Source organism: Vibrio sp. B172a (assembly GCF_030248355.1).
In the GTDB taxonomy this organism is placed as follows: domain Bacteria; phylum Pseudomonadota; class Gammaproteobacteria; order Enterobacterales; family Vibrionaceae; genus Vibrio; species Vibrio owensii.
Window position 1 is genome coordinate 196,993 of record NZ_JAHGAC010000003.1, and the last position, 20,487, is coordinate 217,479.

Annotated in this window: 18 protein-coding genes; 8 read left to right on the plus strand and 10 right to left on the minus strand. The window is 45.0% G+C overall.

What is annotated here, in order from left to right:
• Window positions 1-114 precede the first annotated feature (114 nt).
• The 3 genes from KIT90_RS04475 (at window position 115) to pheT (ending at window position 4,931) form a co-directional block, all read left to right on the plus strand.
• A complete protein-coding gene (locus KIT90_RS04475; RefSeq protein ID WP_285375572.1) occupies window positions 115-1,239 on the plus strand; it encodes a GGDEF domain-containing protein in 1,125 nt (374 codons plus the stop codon).
• A gap of 284 nt (window positions 1,240-1,523) precedes the next feature.
• Window positions 1,524-2,507 (plus strand): phenylalanine--tRNA ligase subunit alpha, encoded by a 984-nt coding sequence (pheS, locus tag KIT90_RS04480; RefSeq protein WP_005439802.1) that lies wholly within the window; start codon window positions 1,524-1,526, stop codon window positions 2,505-2,507.
• A gap of 18 nt (window positions 2,508-2,525) precedes the next feature.
• Complete coding sequence (pheT, locus tag KIT90_RS04485; RefSeq protein ID WP_005439803.1) at window positions 2,526-4,931, plus strand: phenylalanine--tRNA ligase subunit beta; 2,406 nt, start codon at window positions 2,526-2,528, stop codon at window positions 4,929-4,931.
• A 108-nt stretch (window positions 4,932-5,039) separates the two neighbouring features.
• Here the strand turns inward: pheT and KIT90_RS04490 are convergent, their stop codons facing one another.
• Entirely contained in the window at window positions 5,040-5,765 is a 726-nt protein-coding gene (locus KIT90_RS04490) for a metallophosphoesterase (protein ID WP_285375573.1), read from the minus strand.
• Between the two features lie 326 nt (window positions 5,766-6,091).
• Between KIT90_RS04490 and KIT90_RS04495 the strand changes: the two genes are divergently transcribed.
• Window positions 6,092-7,723: a glycoside hydrolase family 32 protein gene (locus KIT90_RS04495; protein WP_285375575.1), complete on the plus strand. Its 1,632-nt coding sequence runs from the start codon at window positions 6,092-6,094 to the stop codon at window positions 7,721-7,723.
• Window positions 7,724-7,809: 86 nt separating this feature from the next.
• Here the strand turns inward: KIT90_RS04495 and KIT90_RS04500 are convergent, their stop codons facing one another.
• On the minus strand, window positions 7,810-8,727 hold the full coding sequence (locus KIT90_RS04500) for an aminoimidazole riboside kinase (protein ID WP_285375576.1): 918 nt from the start codon (window positions 8,725-8,727) through the stop codon (window positions 7,810-7,812).
• Window positions 8,728-8,963: 236 nt separating this feature from the next.
• On the opposite strand from KIT90_RS04500, the gene KIT90_RS04505 reads away from it, so the two are divergent.
• Window positions 8,964-9,959 carry a LacI family DNA-binding transcriptional regulator gene (locus KIT90_RS04505; protein WP_038895788.1) on the plus strand — a complete coding sequence of 332 codons (996 nt, stop codon included), beginning with the start codon at window positions 8,964-8,966 and terminating at the stop codon, window positions 9,957-9,959.
• Between the two features lie 11 nt (window positions 9,960-9,970).
• Here the strand turns inward: KIT90_RS04505 and KIT90_RS04510 are convergent, their stop codons facing one another.
• The gene (locus KIT90_RS04510; RefSeq protein ID WP_045478508.1) at window positions 9,971-10,849 is read right to left on the minus strand and encodes an AEC family transporter; all 879 of its coding nucleotides are present in this window, start codon (window positions 10,847-10,849) and stop codon (window positions 9,971-9,973) included.
• Window positions 10,850-11,374: 525 nt separating this feature from the next.
• On the opposite strand from KIT90_RS04510, the gene ihfA reads away from it, so the two are divergent.
• Window positions 11,375-11,671: an integration host factor subunit alpha gene (ihfA, locus tag KIT90_RS04515; protein WP_005427969.1), complete on the plus strand. Its 297-nt coding sequence runs from the start codon at window positions 11,375-11,377 to the stop codon at window positions 11,669-11,671.
• 144 nt (window positions 11,672-11,815) lie between these two features.
• Here the strand turns inward: ihfA and KIT90_RS04520 are convergent, their stop codons facing one another.
• Window positions 11,816-12,592 carry a RelA/SpoT domain-containing protein gene (locus tag KIT90_RS04520; RefSeq protein WP_041055522.1) on the minus strand — a complete coding sequence of 259 codons (777 nt, stop codon included), beginning with the start codon at window positions 12,590-12,592 and terminating at the stop codon, window positions 11,816-11,818.
• A 336-nt stretch (window positions 12,593-12,928) separates the two neighbouring features.
• On the opposite strand from KIT90_RS04520, the gene KIT90_RS04525 reads away from it, so the two are divergent.
• Window positions 12,929-13,579, plus strand: a complete 651-nt coding sequence (locus KIT90_RS04525; protein WP_285375579.1) for a thiopurine S-methyltransferase — start codon at window positions 12,929-12,931, stop codon at window positions 13,577-13,579.
• 79 nt (window positions 13,580-13,658) lie between these two features.
• Here KIT90_RS04525 and purT read toward each other — a convergent pair whose 3' ends face one another.
• Window positions 13,659-14,834, minus strand: coding sequence for a formate-dependent phosphoribosylglycinamide formyltransferase (purT, locus tag KIT90_RS04530; RefSeq protein ID WP_102389231.1), 1,176 nt, complete (start codon window positions 14,832-14,834; stop codon window positions 13,659-13,661).
• 207 nt (window positions 14,835-15,041) lie between these two features.
• Here purT and KIT90_RS04535 point away from each other — a divergent pair, with 207 nt between their 5' ends.
• Window positions 15,042-15,740: a hypothetical protein gene (locus tag KIT90_RS04535; protein WP_009705895.1), complete on the plus strand. Its 699-nt coding sequence runs from the start codon at window positions 15,042-15,044 to the stop codon at window positions 15,738-15,740.
• 49 nt (window positions 15,741-15,789) lie between these two features.
• Here KIT90_RS04535 and cdd read toward each other — a convergent pair whose 3' ends face one another.
• The 5 genes from cdd to KIT90_RS04560 all read right to left on the minus strand — a co-directional run bounded on the left by cdd (window position 15,790) and on the right by KIT90_RS04560 (window position 20,319).
• The gene (gene cdd, locus KIT90_RS04540; protein ID WP_005439818.1) at window positions 15,790-16,677 is read right to left on the minus strand and encodes a cytidine deaminase; all 888 of its coding nucleotides are present in this window, start codon (window positions 16,675-16,677) and stop codon (window positions 15,790-15,792) included.
• Between the two features lie 265 nt (window positions 16,678-16,942).
• Window positions 16,943-17,620, minus strand: a complete 678-nt coding sequence (locus KIT90_RS04545) for an LrgB family protein (RefSeq protein WP_009705896.1) — start codon at window positions 17,618-17,620, stop codon at window positions 16,943-16,945.
• A gap of 1 nt (window position 17,621) precedes the next feature.
• A complete protein-coding gene (locus KIT90_RS04550) occupies window positions 17,622-17,996 on the minus strand; it encodes a CidA/LrgA family protein (RefSeq protein WP_005439820.1) in 375 nt (124 codons plus the stop codon).
• Between the two features lie 58 nt (window positions 17,997-18,054).
• Complete coding sequence (sbcB, locus tag KIT90_RS04555) at window positions 18,055-19,476, minus strand: exodeoxyribonuclease I (protein WP_020194844.1); 1,422 nt, start codon at window positions 19,474-19,476, stop codon at window positions 18,055-18,057.
• A 162-nt stretch (window positions 19,477-19,638) separates the two neighbouring features.
• Complete coding sequence (locus KIT90_RS04560) at window positions 19,639-20,319, minus strand: DUF1826 domain-containing protein (protein WP_285375583.1); 681 nt, start codon at window positions 20,317-20,319, stop codon at window positions 19,639-19,641.
• Window positions 20,320-20,487: the final 168 nt, after the last annotated feature.

Genomic DNA, 20,487 nt, shown 5'->3' on the forward strand with positions numbered 1-20,487 from the left:
CTGCTAAAGCGTTAAGGAAGATTTGTCGATACTATTCCTTATGTTTTTTGTGGTATTGATAGTTGTATATAAGCAACTATCAATACTCACTGGTTTTACTCAGGAGTAGTAGCGTTGAATTCATTTCGTTGGGACACATATTTCGAAACTGGAATCGAACAAGTTGATGAGCAACACCAGTATTTAGTCGGCTTCATCAATAAGTACGGCGAACTTTTGGCGCAAAACAGCATCTCCCTGACCGATATTCAAGTCGCATTGTTTGATCTTTCTCGTTACGCAGAGTTCCACTTCAAAGAAGAAGAGAACTTGATGCGCGAAGTGGGGATCTATCCTGAGCACCTACAGAAGCATATCCAAGTCCATCGCGCGTTCATGAGCGATATCATCAGCATGCAAAGCTTCATCAATCAAGAAAATAAGCGTGCGGCCGAACAGTTGCTGGATTTCCTTATTCATTGGCTGGCCTACCACATTCTTGGCATCGATCAGAATATGTCCAAACAAGTGGCGGCGATTCAATCCGGCATGTCTCCAAAAGCAGCGTATGAAGAGCAAGAAAAACAAGCTAATGCCTCAACAGAGCCGCTGCTTGAGGCGCTAAATGCGCTATTTTCACAAGTCTCCGAGCGAAATCGAGAGCTACTCAAGCTGAACCTAGTTCTAGAGGAAAAGGTGGACGAAAGGACGAAGCAGTTATCGAATGCAAATAAACAGCTAGAAGCCTTGTCCTTAACCGACTCATTAACTCAGTTACCGAACCGTAGAAGCGCGATAAAAACGCTTAAGAAACTTTGGAAGGATGAGGACGCTAAAGACCTACCTTTGGTTTGTATCATGATTGATGCGGATTACTTCAAACAAGTAAATGATACCTGCGGCCATGAAGCAGGGGATTTAGTTCTAACTGAACTCGCGCAAGCATTGAAGCACTACTTTCGAAGTGACGACATTGTGTGTCGTTTGGGTGGCGATGAGTTTTTCGTAATTTGCCCAGATACCGGATTAGAGGGTGGTTTGCATGTGGCAGAGGCGGTGAGAAAGCAGGTCTCCCATATGCTTGTTCCTACTTCATTCGAACCTTGGCGAGGGAGCATCAGTGTTGGTGTCGCAGAGCGTCGAGACAATATGGAAACCTACACGGATTTGATTCGAGTTGCAGATGAGGGCGTTTACTTGGCAAAACAGAACGGTAAAAACCGAGTTCAAACCGTACAAAAACTCACGCCTTTAAACTAGATTACTTCTCATGTTAGATCGCCAAAGAAAGCGAGCTTCTTTTCTCGCTTGATAAGAACAATACCAGTGACTTTCTTTGGCCTCTTATGCAAAAACAACTTCGATAAAATGGGCGTTATTCCTAGACAACGCTGCTTTTTTTTCGTTTTTGTGTTCTTTTTATTCAATAACCTCTTCTTTTCATAATTCAATTTGGCTTTGGTGGCGGGTTTGGCTACTATGTACAGCTATCAAAAAACCAATCACTCCCTTATGGATACTACCAATAGGTAGATGAGGAAACGATGCAACATCTAGAAGAGATCATTGCTAACGCGAGCGCAGCAATTGAAGCTGCAGAATCGCTAGTCGTACTTGATGAAGTGCGTGTTCAGTATCTAGGTAAAAAAGGTGAGCTAACTGCTCAACTTCAAAGCCTAGGTAAACTACCACCAGAAGAGCGCCGTGAAGCTGGTCAAGAGATCAACAAAGCGAAAGGCGTAGTTCAGCAAGCTATCGCAGCTCGTAAAGATGCACTACAACGTGCAGAGCTAGAAGCGAAGCTAGCAGCAGAAACGATCGACGTGACACTACCAGGTCGTCGTATCGAGAACGGTGGTCTACACCCAGTTACTCGTACTGTTGAGCGTATTGAGAAGTTCTTTGGCGAACTTGGCTTTAACACAGAGTCTGGTCCAGAAATCGAAGATGCATTTCACAACTTTGATGCACTAAACATCGCAGCTGATCACCCAGCGCGTACTGACCACGATACTTTCTTCTTCAACCCAGATTTGATGCTTCGTACTCACACGTCAGGCGTACAGATCCGTACGATGGAAAATGGTAAACCACCATTCCGTTTCATCGCACCAGGCCGTGTATACCGTAACGACTACGACCAAACGCACACGCCAATGTTCCACCAAGTGGAAGGCATGTTGGTTGATGAGAACGTGAACTTCGCACAGCTGAAAGGCATCCTGCACGATTTCCTATGTAACTTCTTTGAAGAAGAAGTGGAAGTACGTTTCCGCCCATCTTACTTCCCATTCACTGAGCCTTCAGCAGAAGTTGACGTGAAAGGCAAAAACGGTAAATGGCTAGAAGTACTAGGCTGCGGTATGGTTCACCCGAACGTACTACGCAGCGTAGGCATCGACCCTGAAAAATACTCTGGTTTCGCATTCGGTATGGGTGTTGAGCGTCTAACAATGCTTCGTTACGGCGTAAACGACCTACGTGCGTTCTTCGAGAACGATCTTCGTTTCCTAAAACAGTTCAAGTAATCCAGGGGATAAATCACTATGAAATTCAGCGAATCATGGCTTCGTGAGTGGGTTAGTCCTTCGATTACCACTGACGAACTAACTCACCAAATTACAATGGCGGGTCTAGAAGTTGATGACGTGCTACCTGTAGCAGGTTCGTTCAACGGCGTTAAAGTTGGTCACGTTGTTGAATGTGGTCAACACCCAGATGCAGACAAACTGCGCGTAACGAAAGTTGACGTGGGTGAAGAAGAGCTTTTAGACATCGTTTGTGGCGCACACAACTGTCGCCAAGGTCTGAAAGTAGCAGTAGCAACAGTTGGTGCTGTTCTTCCAGGCGATTTCAAAATCAAAAAAGCGAAACTACGTGGCCAACCATCTCACGGCATGCTTTGTTCATTCACTGAACTAGGTATCGACGTTGAGTCAGACGGCATCATGGAACTAGCAGAAGACGCAGTAATCGGTACCGATTTCCGTGAATTCCTAGGTCTAGACGACGTAACAGTAGACGTAGACCTAACAGCAAACCGCGCTGACTGTTTCAGCATTCGTGGTCTAGCTCGTGAAGTTGGCGTACTAAACCGCGCTGACGTGACTGAGCCATCAGTAGAAGCAGTAGCGGCTTCAATCGAAGACAAAGTGTCTATCGAAGTGAAAGCGCCAGCTGCGTGTCCACGTTACCTAGGTCGCGTTGTTAAGAACGTAAACGTTCAAGCTGAAACGCCACTATGGATGCAAGAGAAACTGCGTCGTTGTGGTATTCGCTCGATCGACCCTGTAGTAGACATCACTAACTACGTTCTTCTAGAGCAAGGTCAACCAATGCACGCATTCGATCTAGCGAAGATCGAAGGTGGCATCGTAGTTCGTATGGCTGAGCAAGGTGAGAAGCTAACACTTCTTGACGGCAGCGAAGCAGAACTAAACGCAGATACACTAGTAGTTGCTGACCACAACAAAGCACTTGCAATCGCAGGTATCTTTGGTGGTGAAGAGTCTGGTGTAACAACTGAGACTAAAGACGTTCTACTAGAGTGTGCATTCTTTGCACCTGACCACATCCGTGGTCGCGCACGTAGCTACGGTCTTCACACTGATTCTTCAATGCGTTTCGAGCGTGGTGTGGATTACGCACTACAAGTGAGCGCAATGGAGCGTGCAACTCAGCTGCTAGTTGAAATCTGTGGTGGTGAAGTAGCACCTGTTGTTGCAGTAGAGTCTGAAGCAGACCTACCTAAGCCAAATAAAGTTGCTCTACGTCGTACTAAGCTAGACAACCTACTAGGTCACCACATCGCTGATGCTGACGTAGTAGAAATCCTAGAGCGCCTAGGTCTGACTGTAGAAGCTTCAGAAGAAGGTTGGATGGCTGTAGCGCCAACATGGCGTTTCGATATCGCTATCGAGCAAGACCTGATTGAAGAAGTTGGCCGTATCTACGGTTACGACAACATTCCTAACCAACACCCAGCAGCAGCACTTAAGATGCACAACCACGTTGAAGCGGATCTTCCACTGAAACGCGTTCGTGATCTTCTTGTTGACCGTGGTTACCACGAAGCAATCACATACAGCTTCGTTGAGCCTGAGCAACAAAAGCTAGTTGTACCTGGTGTTGAGCCTCTAGTGCTCCCAAACCCAATTTCTGCAGACATGTCAGCAATGCGTCTTGGTCTTATCCAAGGTCTGCTGAACACGGTTGTTCACAACCAGAAGCGTCAACAGCCACGCGTTCGTCTATTCGAATACGGCCTACGTTTCATCCCATGTGAATCTGCAGAAAACGGCATGCGTCAAGAGCCTATGCTTGCAGGTGTTATTGCTGGTACTCGCGGTGAAGAGCACTGGGATATCGAAACTAACACTGTTGATTTCTTCGACCTTAAGGGCGATCTAGAAGCGATTCTAGAGCTATCTGCAAACGAAAAAGCGTACTCTTTCGCTGCACTGTCACCTGAAAGCAAAAAAGCTAACCCAGCACTTCACCCAGGTCAATCAGCGGCAATCATCGTAGACGGCAAAGAAGTGGGCGTGATCGGTACCGTTCACCCTGAGCTTGAGCGTAAGTTCGGTCTAAACGGTCGTACTATCGTATTCGAAATCGAATGGTCTGCAATCAACAGCAAAGTGATCCCAGAGGCGGTAGCACTTTCTAAATTCCCTTCAAACCGTCGTGATATCGCGGTAGTAGTGGATGAAGCTGTTGCATCTGGTGACATCGTTAACGCTTGTCTAGAGCAAGGTGGCGAGTTCCTTAAAGATGCGAAACTGTTCGACGTTTACGTAGGTAAAGGCGTTGAAGAAGGTAAGAAGAGCCTAGCAATCGCTCTGACTCTACAGTCACTTGAGCGTACGCTTGAAGATGCAGATATCGCTGGTGCGGTTGACGCTATCGTTGCTCACGTTTCTGAGAAGTTTGGTGCGTCTCTACGTGACTAATCTCGCGTAACGTATCTTCTTAAGAAATGAAAACCCTGCCAGTTTGGCAGGGTTTTTTGTATTTTGGGAATAGGGAATAGGGAATAGGGAATAGGGAATAGGGAATAGCTAGAGCCAAATTGTCTCCACTTTTATCCTCTCACCTTCAAAACAAATCTTATTCACACCAATTCTTTCACTTCGGTTGTATTCGTCAATACTGTGGTCAAAGCCATAAGCGGTCGCGGGTGCCATATGTTGAGTCACACCTTGCTGCGATATAGTCAGTGCATCATGTCCATGTCCGCAAATTACATCTTGAACTCGATGCTTTGCCAAAAGCGCAAGTAAGCTTGCATCGTTCTCCAAGCAAATCGCTTTCATCCAGTCTGAGCCAACAGGAATAATGGGATGGTGGACAACGACAATCGGGTTAGCGGCATGGCGAAGCTGTTTAGTTAAGACTGCTAAACCAAGGTTATCAACTCGGCCAGAACCTAAAGGGTGTCGCTTATCCAATGGCTTTGCACTTGAGTTCAAAAATATAACCTCTCGTCCATGGAGCTTGGCTTTATCGACAATGGCGATACAACTTCCACGCAGTTCTTGTTTCATCAGTTCATGGTCATCATGATTACCAGCGATGGCGAAGATACGCTTATCTCGGATGTGTTGCTCTATGAAGTTGACTAGACTGAGGTAAGAACCAGGTTGAGGGTTGCAACACAGATCACCAGTGAGAAAAAGAGTATCGCAGGATGAATCATTTTGAGCACACAACAGCGCTTTGCGCAGGTTTTCAAAGCTAGATGGATCGCTTAAGTGACAATCGCTGATCTGGAAAATCGACTTCATGGAATTTCGCAATGTAACGTTTGGTTGAATGGTTTCAGTGTAACACTTAACCTCTTGGTTTTAATAGTAAAACTCTACGTTGCTTATTACCGCTTTGTAAGAAAGGTAGATCTAAATCTTCCACTGGTTAATTGGATTTTTAGGGAACGTTCTCAATCTTGAAGAACAGCGGAGCAGCTAACGAGATAAGCCATAAATTAAAAGATGCTTTAGAGCGTTAGGTTGCTCACGGTTTTTGTTGTCTATGATCCGCTGTTATCTATGAATTCGTTATTCGATATGTTATTTTTGCAAACGTTCCCAATTTGAGTTTTAGGTTAAAGTAAATGTCGTTAGCACCATACATTGCCGTTTGTGGGGGAGTTGAAAACATCTCTCGCGTTTTGATTCCTGATTCAGACCTTATTTTTGAAGTGCGTGAACACACGCTAATTCAAGACTCTGAGCTGATTGAGCAACTACAAGAAGTTCAGGGAAAAATGCAAGTGAGATTTGTGCGCTCAGATTCTGTCAGTGCGGAAGCATTACTTCAGCTAGGAGAGACGATCGCCAAAGAACAAGCGAAGCGTTTTGAATCACTTCAAGAGCCTGTTGAATGTGAGCACCGTCCGTTATGGCATATAACGCCACCACGAGGTTTGCTTAACGACCCAAATGGTTTTGTGTTCCACAATGGCCAATACCACATGTTTTACCAATGGTATCCGTATGGGTGCGAACACAAAGATAAGCATTGGGCACATTTAACCAGTACTGACTTGATCAACTGGGAATGGCAACCCGTTGCGCTCACGCCTTCAGATTGGTTCGATAGTCATGGTGTATTTTCTGGTCATGCACTTAGCCAAGAAAACGAGTTGATGTTGTTCTACACAGGCAATACACGAATTGGACCGCAACGAGATCGTCATACAACCCAGTGCTTAGCGACTTCAACTGACGGTGTGAACTTCGTTAAGCATGGTCCGGTAATTGGTGAACTACCTCCTGGTGTAACACCACACATCCGTGATCCTAAGGTGATTCGTCACGATAACCAGTGGCTAATGCTATTGGGTGCGCAGACGGAAGAGCTAAAAGGGCGCTTAGCGATTTACAAATCTGATGACTTGTATCAATGGACGTTTGATGGTTTGTATGGCGATGAGTTTGGTGACTTCGGATATATGTGGGAATGTCCGGACATGTTCAATTTGTCTGAGCAGAGCTTTGTTGTAATTGGCCCGCAAGGCATTCCTTCGTTTTCTGAGCACAACTCAATTCCTCACCACAATGGCATCGTGAAGGCAAAGTGGAATGAAAAAGATGGCCTTCAACTGAGCGAATTCCAGCATCTCGATTTTGGTTTTGATTTTTACGCGCCACAAACCATGCTTACGCCAGATGGCCGCCGTGTTATGTGTGGCTGGATGGGATTACCGGATGAAATCGATCAACCAAGCTCAGACAATGGCTGGGTACATCAACTGACGACAATGCGTGAAATGAGCTTCCGTGATGGTAAGCTGTATCAATATCCAATTCATGAGCTTGAATCGCTAATTGAATCCACAAACGAATTTGTGTTGAATTCCGATGGTCTGGATATCGGAGCGAAGTCTTTCGATTTAACTATCACGTTGGAGTGGGGAGACGAGTTATGCCTCTTCGAAAATACAACGCAAAAGCTGACGATAAAAGCGGATGACGTTGAGCGTCGATTGATCTTAGATCGTTCTAAAACATTGAATCGAGCACAAGATACGGTTCGCGAGTTGCCTCTAGAGTCTGGCAAGATTGAACTGCGTATCTTAGCGGATACTTCTTCTGTTGAAGTGTTTGTTAACGGTGGTGAAGCGGCGATGACGTCGCGTGTGTTTACTGATGTCGATGCGACACGTTTGTCTTTACAAGGCGGAGAGCGAAAAGCAACTCTGCATTATTTGAAAGCGGCAACAGCGCCTTTCCAAAACGTTTAATTCTAAAAACGACAAATTAAAAAAATCCCCGCAATTGCGGGGATTTCTATTTTATTACCTGAGCTTCAAGCTATGGAAATGTTGTTTTAGATGTAAGCCAACAAAGCATCTTGAGTTGGTAATGCTGTCATCGCGCCTTTTTGCGTTGTCGCTAGAGCACCACAACCATTTGCCCAGTTAACTGCTGAATGGATCGCTTCTTTGCTCGCCCACTCATTTTGTTGAGCTAAACGAGCCAGCAAACCACCCACAAATGCGTCGCCAGCGCCTGTTGTATCTACAGGCTTGACGGCTTGGCCTGCAATCAGCTCTTGTTCACCTTCGAATACAACCAACGCGCCTTTTGCACCTTGGGTGATAAGGACAAGCGTGTTGTTGAATGCTCTAATAGCTTCAAGACCCGCTTCGAGGGAGTCCGTGTCGGTCAAGAACAGCAGCTCATCGTCAGAGAACTTCACCACGTCAGCCAGCTCAATTGCTTGGCGAACCACAGGTTTTAACTCTTCTGGGTTAGCCCAAACTTCTTCACGTAGGTTTGGATCAAAGCTGACGAAGCCACCGGCTGCTTTAATATCTTGCATCGCTTTTAGTGTGCTGCTGCGACTCGGTTCGTTTGCAAGTGCGATTGAACACACATGTAGCCATTCACCTTGAACAAATGCAGGGATGTCAGCAGGGATTAGGAATTGGTCCGCACTTGGTTTCACCATAAAAGTAAAACTGCGTTCACCTGAGTCATCTAGATCTACAATCACGGTTGATGTGCGCTGTGCTTCATCCAACAGCATGTAATCTGTGTTGACTTGTTCTTGTGCCAGTGTTGCTTTCATAAAACGACCCAAAGGATCTTGACCAACGCGGCCAAAGAAAGCACTGTTACCGCCTAATCGAGAGATTGCGACTGCAACGTTGGCTGGCGCGCCACCAGGGCATTTCAAATACGTGCTGTCTGTATCTGGAATCAAATCAACAACGGCATCGCCAGTCACCCAAATCTTACTCATAACTACTACCTAAAATAGAATCTAATCACTAACTACATTTTTGCTAAATCGTTTTAGCTAATCAATGTTTATTTGAACCAAAAAGGTCAAAATGACGTTAATTGTGATCTTAACCATGATCTAGAGTGTTTGCCCAAGCGCAAAGTGGGGGATTGTGATGGCTTTCATAATTAACCTGAGTATCATTGGCGGGATAATAAAAAAGCCCAAGCTTAAAATAACCACGGAATGACCAGGTGAAGAACAAAAAATTAAAGCTAGCGGACATTGCAGAACTGGCCGGAGTGTCTAAATCCACAGTCAGCTTTGTCTTAAATGGACACGCCAAGAAACACCGAATCAATGAAGACACCGTAAAACGTGTCCAAGCAGTCGTCGCGGAACACAATTACGCACCAAGCCTTTATGCACGCGCTTTAAAAGCGAAAAAGACATATACCCTTGGCTTGGTTATTCCTGATTTGGCTAACATGGGTTTTGCTACAACCGCTAAGCAACTCGAGAAGCTCGCTCGAAGCAGCGGTTATCAGTTGTTGATCGCCTCTTCTGAAGATGAACCTGAGCAAGAACAAGAAGCAGTAAAGAGCCTATTAGAAAGACAAGTTGATTTACTGATGGTCGCAACGTCTATGTCTGACGATAGCTTTTATCAAGAAGTCAGACAGTCTACGCCTGTAATCTTGTTTGACCGTGTTATTGAGCAGCAGCAGATGACGACAATCAAAACCGATGCTCACAACGCCGCTAAGCAAGTCGTGGAGAAGTTGGGTAAGGAAGCAAAAGAGTGCGCTTACTTTGGCGGTCAGTTAGAGCTGTCCCCAAGTAAAGACCGTTTTGCCGGTTACCAAGCAGGGTTGGAGCAAGCCGGAGTGAAATTTGAAGCGACATTGGTCAAACATAAGGATTACCAACCCGAGTCAGGCTATCAAATGATGCAGGAAACCTATCAAGAGTTAGGTCGCCTTCCAGAACGCTTGTTCGTTGCTTCTTACTCTATCCTAGAAGGGGTTTTGCGTTTTCTTTCAGAGCAGCAACTGTTAAATGAAGAGATGAAAATTGCGACGTTCGACAACTACGCTATTCTGGATTGCTTACCAATTAAGATAGATTCGATTGAGCAGGATTGTGATTTGATTGCGCAAAGCTTATATGAAGCTGGCAAAGCACTGCTAACCGATCCAAAACACACCCCGCAGCAAGTGGTGCTTCCTGCGAAGATCCACTATCGCTAGGGCTGATTTGCTCAAGAGAGTGAAAGGGTAAACAACAGCAGTAGCGGTAACGTGATTATGCTGAAGAAATTACCAAACAACACCATTGAAGCGACTGTCATTGGCTCAATGTTCAGTCGCTCTGCAAACAAATAGTTCATGACGGCTGGTGGCAGCATAGTGAACAACACCATCATTTGCAGTTGCATCGTCGGCAGTGGGATCAACCAATAGATTAATGCAAATGCGATCGCACCAGTCCCAAGCGATTGCACTGTACACATAAGACCTACCTTTAAACCTCCTAATCTCAGGTTCAACATCTGGGCACCCAATGAAAGTAACATCACTGGTACCGCCGCTTGTCCGAGTAATGCGGTCGCCTCATACAACGGGTTCCAAATACCGATTCCAGAAAGATTAATGAACAAAGCGAGTGAAGCAGATAAGAAAATCGGCATCTTAATGATCTGTTTGAAGGGATTGCCGCTACTGAGCAGCATTACGCCCAAACTGATGTGTAAACAGGCTGAGACAACGAACAACAGCACTGCCGAGGGTAAAGCGAGTTCACCGAATGTATACGTGAACAGCGGGATCGCTAAGTTGCCGCTATTTCGGAACATGTGTGGTGGTGCCCATGCTTTAAATGAAAGACCGGTCAGTCTCGTAATTGGTAGCATCACAATGCCGGGAACGATGACAGCAATAACAGCAGCAACTAAAAGAGGGGCTTGGTCCATGTCGAGAGGCATGCTTACCAGCGATGAAAAGACGAGTGCTGGCGTGAACACATCCATATTAATGCGATTGATGGGGCGAAAATCTGGTCTGATGTAGCGGCCAACGAGATAGCCAACAAAAACCAAAGCGAATACAGGGAAGAGAATGCTGACGACTTGGTGAAACATGTTGGCTCGCTAGTAAGAGGGCGGTATGTGAAAACAGTATCAATGTTTCCATTTGCCGTCATGGAGTAACACGCAGAATTTTGTCTTCGTTCAAGCTTTCGTTTTTCAATTCACCTAGCAGAATAGGTAAAAAAGTATGCTGAATGTGACTGGTCAGATCTATTTTTGAAGTGACTCAAACTACTGAAAAACAGAGAAGTTTTGTGTCAATTGTTTGTAAAATAGCCAGTATCTGACATTTTTATTAAATAGTGATTAATGTTGTTTTAAGGTTTTAAACCAGTAATTTAAACTGGATATTTTTCTCGATAGAGAGGGAATTAAAGTAAAATCTGGAAATGATGGTAGGTAAAGTACCGCAGTGGTAAAACATTCGGTATATTAGCAAAGAAAAAAGTTGGCGAAAATCATAAGCTTGGCATACACTTCCTGATGTAACCCCGATATGTTGTTGAATTGGTAGGGTAAAACTGCTCTGGCGCTACACTAGGTAGCATTGTTTAACATAGCTTTGAGGAAAGTTTTATGGCGCTCACAAAAGCCGAACTTGCAGAAAACCTGTTTGATAAATTGGGATTTAGTAAACGGGACGCCAAGGAAACGGTGGAAGTGTTCTTTGAAGAAATTCGTAAGGCACTAGAAAGTGGCGAACAGGTAAAACTGTCAGGTTTTGGTAACTTTGACCTTCGTGACAAAAACGAACGACCTGGTCGTAACCCGAAAACTGGTGAAGATATTCCTATTACTGCTCGACGTGTCGTTACGTTCCGCCCGGGTCAGAAGTTGAAAGCTCGCGTAGAGAACCTAAAGGCAGACCAGTAAGCCATGTAACATGGAATGAGACCACGCTTTGTCGTGGTCTTTTTGTCTGTACGCTTCGTTACTTACTAAAGAACAAATAAAAAACCACCGCAATTGCGGTGGTTTTTCAGTATTGAGGAAATCAGTTTCTAAAAGACGGCTTGTTTACGCCGCTTCTAGGTGTGTCGTCAGGTACGGATGCCAAGCTTCTTGATACAAGTTTTTCGATTGAGTGCGCATATTGCGAATCGAAGCTGTCTCGATATCATTTAAGTTTCGCCCTTCTACTAGAGCCTGACGCTCCAGCTTCTGAATTTGTTCGTACAAATCATGCTCCGGGCCATTCTTAACATCAGCAATGGCTTTAAGGTGCAGTTGAACTTCAGCAATCAAATTCGTTTTAGGAAGACGAACCAACAGGTTCAAGTCGCGGTAGCCAGAAGCCGTTGGTTTCTTAAAGCGGTTTTTCACTTTAACGATGGTAGTTTCACGCTCTAACGCTTCGTACACAGAGACAAGGCTTGCAACGTCATCCGCGACGATAGTTGCTCGTGCTAAGTCTGTAATTCGCTCTACTTGACCATCCAATTCGTGAGCAATTTTTTCTTCGGCACGATGTTGAGATTTAACGCCTGCGAAGTAAGGTTGGGCGTCAGTAAGAAGGGCAGTACTTTTACAGATGGTTTCTAACTCGAACTGCGCTTGGTGAGCTTTGCTGTAAAGTACGTCGAAATCTGAATAAGGTTGAGTTGGTTTGGAGTCGATTGACTGAATGCCATACAAACCACTAAGGCTATGCTTAAACAATTTTGAGCAAACTTCGTTTTGGCTAGCAGAACGGTTTTGTTGCTCGTTGCTCGGGACATTTGGAAGTGCGGCGAACGCCGGCGCACGGCTTAGTACTAAAAGCATCAATGCTGTAGTACGTAAAAATAAGCTCATTCACTCTCCTTAACTTGCTTGCACTTAGAAAATGGGTAACGAAAAGGTCACTAAGATTCGCAAATCAGGTACTACCTAGTTAATGGGGGCTCTACGATAGATTCCAAGGCTGTTTTTTAGCCTTATGGTGGAATCGTGTTCTAGATCACCATTTTGCTTTCCTTTATTCTGACAACCAGAAAAAGGAAGGGTTCATTCTTGAACGATAGCCATACTACCATTGCAGTATTAACCAAAGATGAACGACATAGACAAATTTGAAAAAATCATTAGTCTTACCCCACAAAAGCGAAGCGCAAAGCTCGAATCCACAATCAGCCGACAAGTAGAAGTAAAATGAGAGATCAAGAATTTTGGCACAGTAAATGGGCGAGTAACCAAATTGGTTTCCACCTAGATGATGTGAATCCACTGTTACCTGCATTCTGGCAGCATACCAATCCTAAACGTGAAGATACCGTGTTAGTTCCTCTGTGCGGAAAGACAGAAGATTTGGTATGGCTTGCGACGAAGCATGATGAAGTGCAAGGTGTCGAACTCAGCCTTATCGCCGTGCGTGCGTTTTTTGCTGAACACTTCTACACGCCGACTGTCACATCACTAAACGGCATGCATGAGTTGTATCAGTTCGATGAGTTGTCGATTTACACTGGCGACTTCTTTACTGCGCCTGTTTCTAAAGCCGATATCATTTACGACCGTGCTGCGCTTGTGGCTTTGCCGCAAGAAATGCGAGAAGAATACGTAGCTCGTCTTAAGCAACTGTTGAACCCTGGCGGACGTATTTTACTTGTGACTCTTAACTACCCACAGGATGAGATGTCAGGCCCTCCATTTAGCGTGCCAGTCGAAGAGATTGAACAGCTGTTTGCTGGTTATAAGGTGACTTGTTTGAATGTCGACCAAGCCGACGAAAACCATCCCAAAATTGCTAAGAAAGGTCTAAGCCGCTTCTCTGAAGAAGTCTACTTAATAGAGAGCGAATAAAGGACTTTGCGAACCCACAGAAAGAAAAAGCGCAGCCAATTGAGCTGCGCTTTTGTCTATCTTTAGCTGATTAATGAAATCAGTAAACGATCTGCACTCTAGATGCGTTATTCACTGCATCTTCAATCGAATCTTCAATAGTCTTACGACGCGTTAAAACAACGCCTAAGCGACGACGACCGTCGATTTCAGGTTTGCCAAACAAACGTACTTGAGTTTGTGGCTGAGCCAATGCCTTGGCAACATTGTCAAAACGGATATCAGTTGATGTACCTTGGCCTAAAATAACCGCTGATGCTGATGGTCCATACTGAACTATGTTGTTGATCGGCATGCCAGTGAACGCTCGAACATGCAGTGCGAACTCAGACATTTCTTGAGAAATCATGGTTACCATGCCAGTATCGTGTGGGCGAGGGGACACTTCGTTAAAAATAACCTTATCGCCTTTAACGAACAGCTCTACACCAAAGATACCGTAGCCACCCAGTGCATTAACGACTTTCTCTGCCGTGTATTCAGCCGCTTTGATAGCGTTGTCTGACATTGCTTGTGGCTGCCATGATTCACGGTAATCACCATCTTCTTGACGATGCCCGATCGGAGCACAAAAGTGCACTCCATCAGCTGCGCGCACGGTTAGCAGTGTGATTTCGTAATCGAAGTCAATAAAGCCTTCAACAATCACACGCCCAGCACCTGTGCGACCACCTTCTTGTGCGTAATCCCAAGCCGTTTGAACATCTTCTTCTGATTTAATAACGCTTTGCCCTTTACCAGAAGAGCTCATCACTGGCTTAACAACACACGGGATACCAACGTGTTCTACTGCTGCTTTGAAGTCCTCAAAGCTGTCAGCAAACTGATAAGGGGAAGTGTTTAGGGCCAACTCTTCAGCAGCAAGGCGACGAATGCCTTCACGGTTCATTGTCAGCTTAGTTGCTTTCGCTGTAGGAACAACGTTCAAGCCTTTCTCTTCTAACTCAACCAATTTATCGGTCGCGATAGCTTCAATTTCAGGAACCACGTAAGCAGGTTGCTCTTTATTGATGATCTCTTCCAGCGCCTGTCCATCAAGCATGTCGATGACGTAGCTACGATGCGCTACTTGCATCGCTGGAGCATCGGCATAACGGTCGCAAGCGATCACTTCCAAACCAAGACGTTGGCATTCAATTGCCACTTCTTTACCAAGCTCGCCAGAGCCCAAAAGTAATACACGGGTAGCATGAGTGCTAGTAGCAGTACCGAACATAGTGTTCCCTTACAAAATAAAGTGATGAAACCGAATTTGCAGGGGATCATACTGATTTTTTGTAATGATGCAAACGTTTGCGTCATCGCTTGGCTTCTTCGTTTGTAATAATTAATATGCAATCAATCACAATAAATGATTATTCTCATTGAGAATATATTTCATATTGATAGATTTCTTCGCTTCTATAAAAAGGAGTCTAATATAATGAAATATATAAGAATAATCGGTTGTGCTATTGCAGTGATGCTTTTGTCTGGGTGTGTATCTCAAAAGGCGATGGATATCCCTTCAGACTTTTGGCAAACGGGTGGCGACAAAAATATCGCCGTTGCGTTTGTTCAGCCTCCAGAGATGGATGCGCACAGGAAAGGTGGTGAAGGTCTGCTGGATATGGCCATCAATGAAATGGTGACAGATAGTGTTGAATCTCATATCCAGTCACTGAAACACGATAAGTTTGAATTGGGTAAATCCAAGGTCGCGACACTTATCAAGAGCCGAGGAAGTCGCAGTGTGATTCTTCCAGAATACTATGAAGCGACCGATGAACATAAACTGCCGAAAGAAGAACGTAAAAAGGGCTACTTTGACTACGATGTTTCTGCAGTAAAAGAACAGTATCAAGCGACCCACTTATTGGTAATTCAAACCATGGCTGCCGGAACGTTGCGTGATTACTATGGTTTTATTCCACTTACATCGCCACGTGGTTATGTAAATGCTGAAGTGACATTGGTTGATCTCAGCAATAACAAGATTGTCATGGAACACCAGATTCTTGAAGAGGTAATGCTACCGGAAGATGTTGATTGGGATGACCCTGACAACCAATATCCAGAGATTACAAAGGTGATCAACCTAGCATTAGAAAGAGCCGCGAATCGATTAACTGAATTCCTATAATAAAAAAGAGCCCGACGGGCTCTTTTTTATTTGTATTGAAGCTTATGAATTAAACGTTCACAAAACTCACTGGAATATCAGGGTTTAGCGCTTCTAGCGTTGATTGAGTGTCGGCTAGGTGGCTGATCTTGCCTTGCGAGTTCTCAACCAGAGCTGCAGCTTTGATGTCTTCAAACTGCTCACCAGCCATCAGGATTTGAATCAGTGCAACCTGAAGCGGTGGAAGGCTAGGGTTGAACGCCGCGTTTTCTGCGTAAGCGCCTTGGAATACGCGACCACTGTTCATCTCTAGAGCAATACCGCTCAAGTTGTTAGTGTAAGGCGCGTGGCTGATGTTCATTGCGCTGACCGCTTTTTGGATCAGAGCGTCATCTTCATCACACACAAACTCGTGTTTTACATCTGCCATTAAACCAGATTCGATGCCTAAGTCTGCAGGACCAAAAGCTTCTGGAAGGTAGTGGTGTAGTGACTTTTCTTCGCGTTCTGGCAATTGGATCTTAAGTTCTTTTGCCGTAGTGAGCTCATTCATGAACTGACGACAGTGACCACAAGGGCTGTAGTTGATGGTGATGTCTTTCACACCATGTTCGCCTTTCATCCAAGCGTGGCTGATCGCACACTGCTCAGCATGAACGGTTTGACCCAGTTGAACGCCGAAAAACTCCATGTTCGCACCAAAGTAAAGGCGACCAGATAGACCGCGAACAATCGCACCGACATAGAATTCAGAAATTGGAGCGTAAGAAAACGCTGCGGCAAAAGGAAGTAGAGCAACACGAAGCTCTTTGTCTGAAAGGTTGGTAGCGTTCAGCAGCTCATCAAACTGTTGCTCAGAAATAGTGGCATCAAAATCGTCAGCGAGAACGATAGGAGCAAGATGTGTTGAAAGTGCTTCAGGAGCGCTTGCTAGCGCCTGTTCAATGCGACTTTTCATGTTGAATCCTTGTTATTGCATGGACAGTTATTCTATGTGAAAGATGGAAATGTTCTGTGCTTTAGATCACGTTAATGTGTGTAATGATAATTTACGTTACATAATTAGAGTGAGCTCACACATGTATTCGATTTCACGACGATTTAACGTTATCTCTGTCCCACTAATAACTATATCAACGTATATTCATACTGCGAATTTTCTGGATGAGATTATGACCTGCTCATTTTATCGGGAAGCAAAGTAGAGCAGGTCATTGAGGTCTTTATTGGTATAACCAAACAGCCAAAGCAAAGAAGCTTGGCGCAAGAATAGAAGTGATGATGCCACACAGTACCAAAGCTAGAGATGAGAAAGCCGCATCACCAGGCTGTTTTTCAGCACATGTTGCTGTCCCAAGTGCGTGAGAGACAGTACCCATTGTCAGGCCGCGAGCGATAGGGTGCTTAATGCCGATAAGGTTGAAGATTGGGTAAGCCAAAATCGCCCCGAATAACCCAACGATTAGCACTAAAATAGCCGCAACGGCAGCTTCTCCACCTAAGTGGCTAGAGATTTCCATCGCGATAGGGGTAGTTACCGATTTGCCCACTAAGCTTGCAATCAGGCTGATGTCTGCTTTGAACGCAACGGCGATCAGTGTCGCTGTTAGCATCGACATCACGCTGCCCAAAGAGCAAGCCAGTGCGATAATGCGCCAATTGGCTTTGATTTGAGGTAGTTGCTCATAGAGCGGATACGCTAGCGCAACAACAGCGGGTTGAAGCAAGAAGCTAATATACTCGTTGTCGGCGTAGTAGGTTTCAAACGGCACTTTTAAAAAGGTGAGTAGAGGGATCAATACTGCGATGCTGATTAAAAGCGGGTTCGCGATTGGGTTGTTAACCTTAATTGCGATTTGACGAGCGGCAAGGAAAACCACAATAGTGACAAGTAACCACATATTAGTGTTTCTCCTTCAGCAAGTAATCTAAGAACCACGCTAAGCTGACCAATACGATCAGTGAACCGCCTACTGCACTCGCAATAATTGGCAGCGCATTAGCCAACAACATATCAAAGTGCTGCATCAAACCAACACTGATTGGGACGAACAATAAGATCATGTAGCGAATGAAAAGCGTCGCGCCAGGCTTAACCCATTCGACTTTGACAAAGCCAAGGGTCATAGAGAAAAACAGCACAAGCATGCCGATGACACTTCCAGGAACAGAAACGCCAGTGAATTTTTGAATAGTGTTGCCGATGCCAAGTGCTCCCATGATGAGTGCGAGGGAAATGAGCAAATGGACCAGCTGTAATAATCGATCTTTAATCATTTTGATAGCATATAAAACAACAAGCACACCCGAAGGTGCGCTTGAACAAGGTAAGAAATTAGGAGGCTAAGCTCTCTACATAACGATAGACGGATTTTAGTATCGCTATCTTCTTTTCGTCACTTTCATGTTCGTGAACTAAGTTTTCTAAATTCAGCATGTACTCTTCAATTTGGCTTTCGAAAACTTCACGACAGTGTTGTGCCCAACGTCTTTGTTCTTGTTCATCCAGTGTGCCTGCGTAGTGACGGGCACGGTAACGGAATAGCAACGGCTTGATGCGTTTGTCATCAAACTCAATGTCCAGCGCAGCAAGGTTATTTGGATCTGTTTCACGAATGATGTCCATCGCTGCGCGATCTGCTGGTGAAAAGAAGCCATCGTACAGTTGCGTATCCACATCATCGCTCTTTTCGAATTCACGCTCAATAGAGAATAGACTAATTAGCTTCTCACGGATTTCTGGGTGTTGACGCAGCAGCGCTAGATTACTCAAACATTTCTGACGGTCGATTCCAATTACTTCTGCGTTTTCTGCCGTTAACGTTTTAGCTGGAGCAAGAATAGGGCACTTGTTCAGATGTACGAGCTTTACGGGTACAGGCAGTAAGTCACCTAGCTCTTCACGTTTGGTGTACAAACGCTCTTTTAACTCTTCTGCTGAAAGCTCAAGGATAGGCTGAGGATCTTTGGCTAAATCAATCGTGATGACGGCGTTATTGTTGGTTGGATGCCAAGCCACTGGCACAATCCAGCTTGTGTATTGGCACTCACGTCCCATCATGCCTGACACGTGCATCAATGGCGTCATGTTTACAATATCGACTAATTCGTTCAGCTTGCGCTTGTTACGCATCGAGTAAAAGTAATCAAACAGCTTTGGTTGCGCGGCTTTGACTTTCTTCGCCATCTCAATAGTAGCAATGACATCTGCCATCGCATCGTGAGCATTGCTGTGTTCAATGCCGTTAGCCACGGATAAATGCTCAAGCTTGAAACTCGTAAAGCCTTCATCATTCTCTGGCCATTCCACGCCCTCAGGACGAAGGGCATGACACGCTCGCATCACATCGAGCAAATCCCAGCGCGAGTTACCGTTTTGCCAGCTCCACGCATACGGGTCGATAAAGTTGCGGTAACAAGTATAACGAGTGACTTCATCATCGAAACGGATGCTGTTGTAACCAAGGCTCGTTGTGTTTGGTTTAGAAAGCTCAGCGTGGATCTTGGCGATAAACTCAGGTTCAGGTAGGCCTTCTTGCATGGCTTTTTGTGGCGTAATACCAGTGATCAAAGCAGCTTCTGGCGAAGGGAGATAATCAGCAGGTGGGCGACAGTACATGACCAAAGGTTCACCAATGATATTGAAGTTTTCATCAGTGCGAACGCCTGCGAACTGGCTTGGACGATCTTTGGCTGGACTTGTTCCCCAAGTCTCGTAATCAAAAAAGAAAAAAGTGGGCTGATTATCTTGGTGCATTCTGCTTACCGTTTACGGAACCGATTGAGGGTATTAGACCATTCAACGCCTTGACTCGCAACGAAAGATGCAAGGTGATGTTGTGAAAATGGAAAAGCCGAAGGCGAACCGTCGGCTTAATATTTGGGAATTGACTAATGCTTAGACTATTGAGGTGTTGTATCACCCAAAATCTAAGGTTAATAGCAAGCGAGGTTCACTCGATTCAATGTTCGGAGACCGGTGTACCAGACCTCTGTTTTCATTGCCGCTCCAACGTTCACCTTTCAGAAGTCCAACATCACCCACAGACAAATGTTGAATGTCGCTCTCTTTCGTGTACAAACCTGATTCCGAGTCTGGGAGTCCATTGCTACCGTGCCCCAGTTTGGCGCGATTGACGCCATCGTTGGCTAGCCACTGTGTCGCAGTACCATGATATGTGGTTACCAATCGGCAAGGTACTTGGTCAACGTGAAAGCGGGGACACATTGCACTATTGAGCGTTGCGAGGCGTAATCCTGCATCTTTTAGTTCAAACAGATAGCAGAACATATCAACCAACTCAGCAATATTTCTTAGTAGCACTTCTGGCGCTTTTCCGTCAGTTGCGAATTGCAACGTTTCTAAGGTGTTTTCCGGGGAGACACTCAACGACTTACCAAAGTTGGGGTTTGACGTCACAAACGCTTTGCTTGCATCAATAAGCTGTTGATCAAATTGACGCTGCCAAATCGCGATATTGATGTCTTCCTGATATATGTCTGCCAACACCGTCGGTTCTTTCCGTGCACTGAAACATGCTGTTTTGTGCGTGTTTCCCAAGGCTTCAGTTGTAATGGACTCGGTTAAAGTTGAAGTCATGATATAACCTCCGATGTTATTCGTATGCAGCTTCAGTTTGTTGAAATGTTATATCATAACAACTGTTGTTAACAAACCCATTTGCCGCAAATGTTATTTAGACTCTGGTAAGTCTTTGAAAGAGATTGGGGAGATTCGTCATGCTTTATTTTAGCGAGCCTGAAAAGC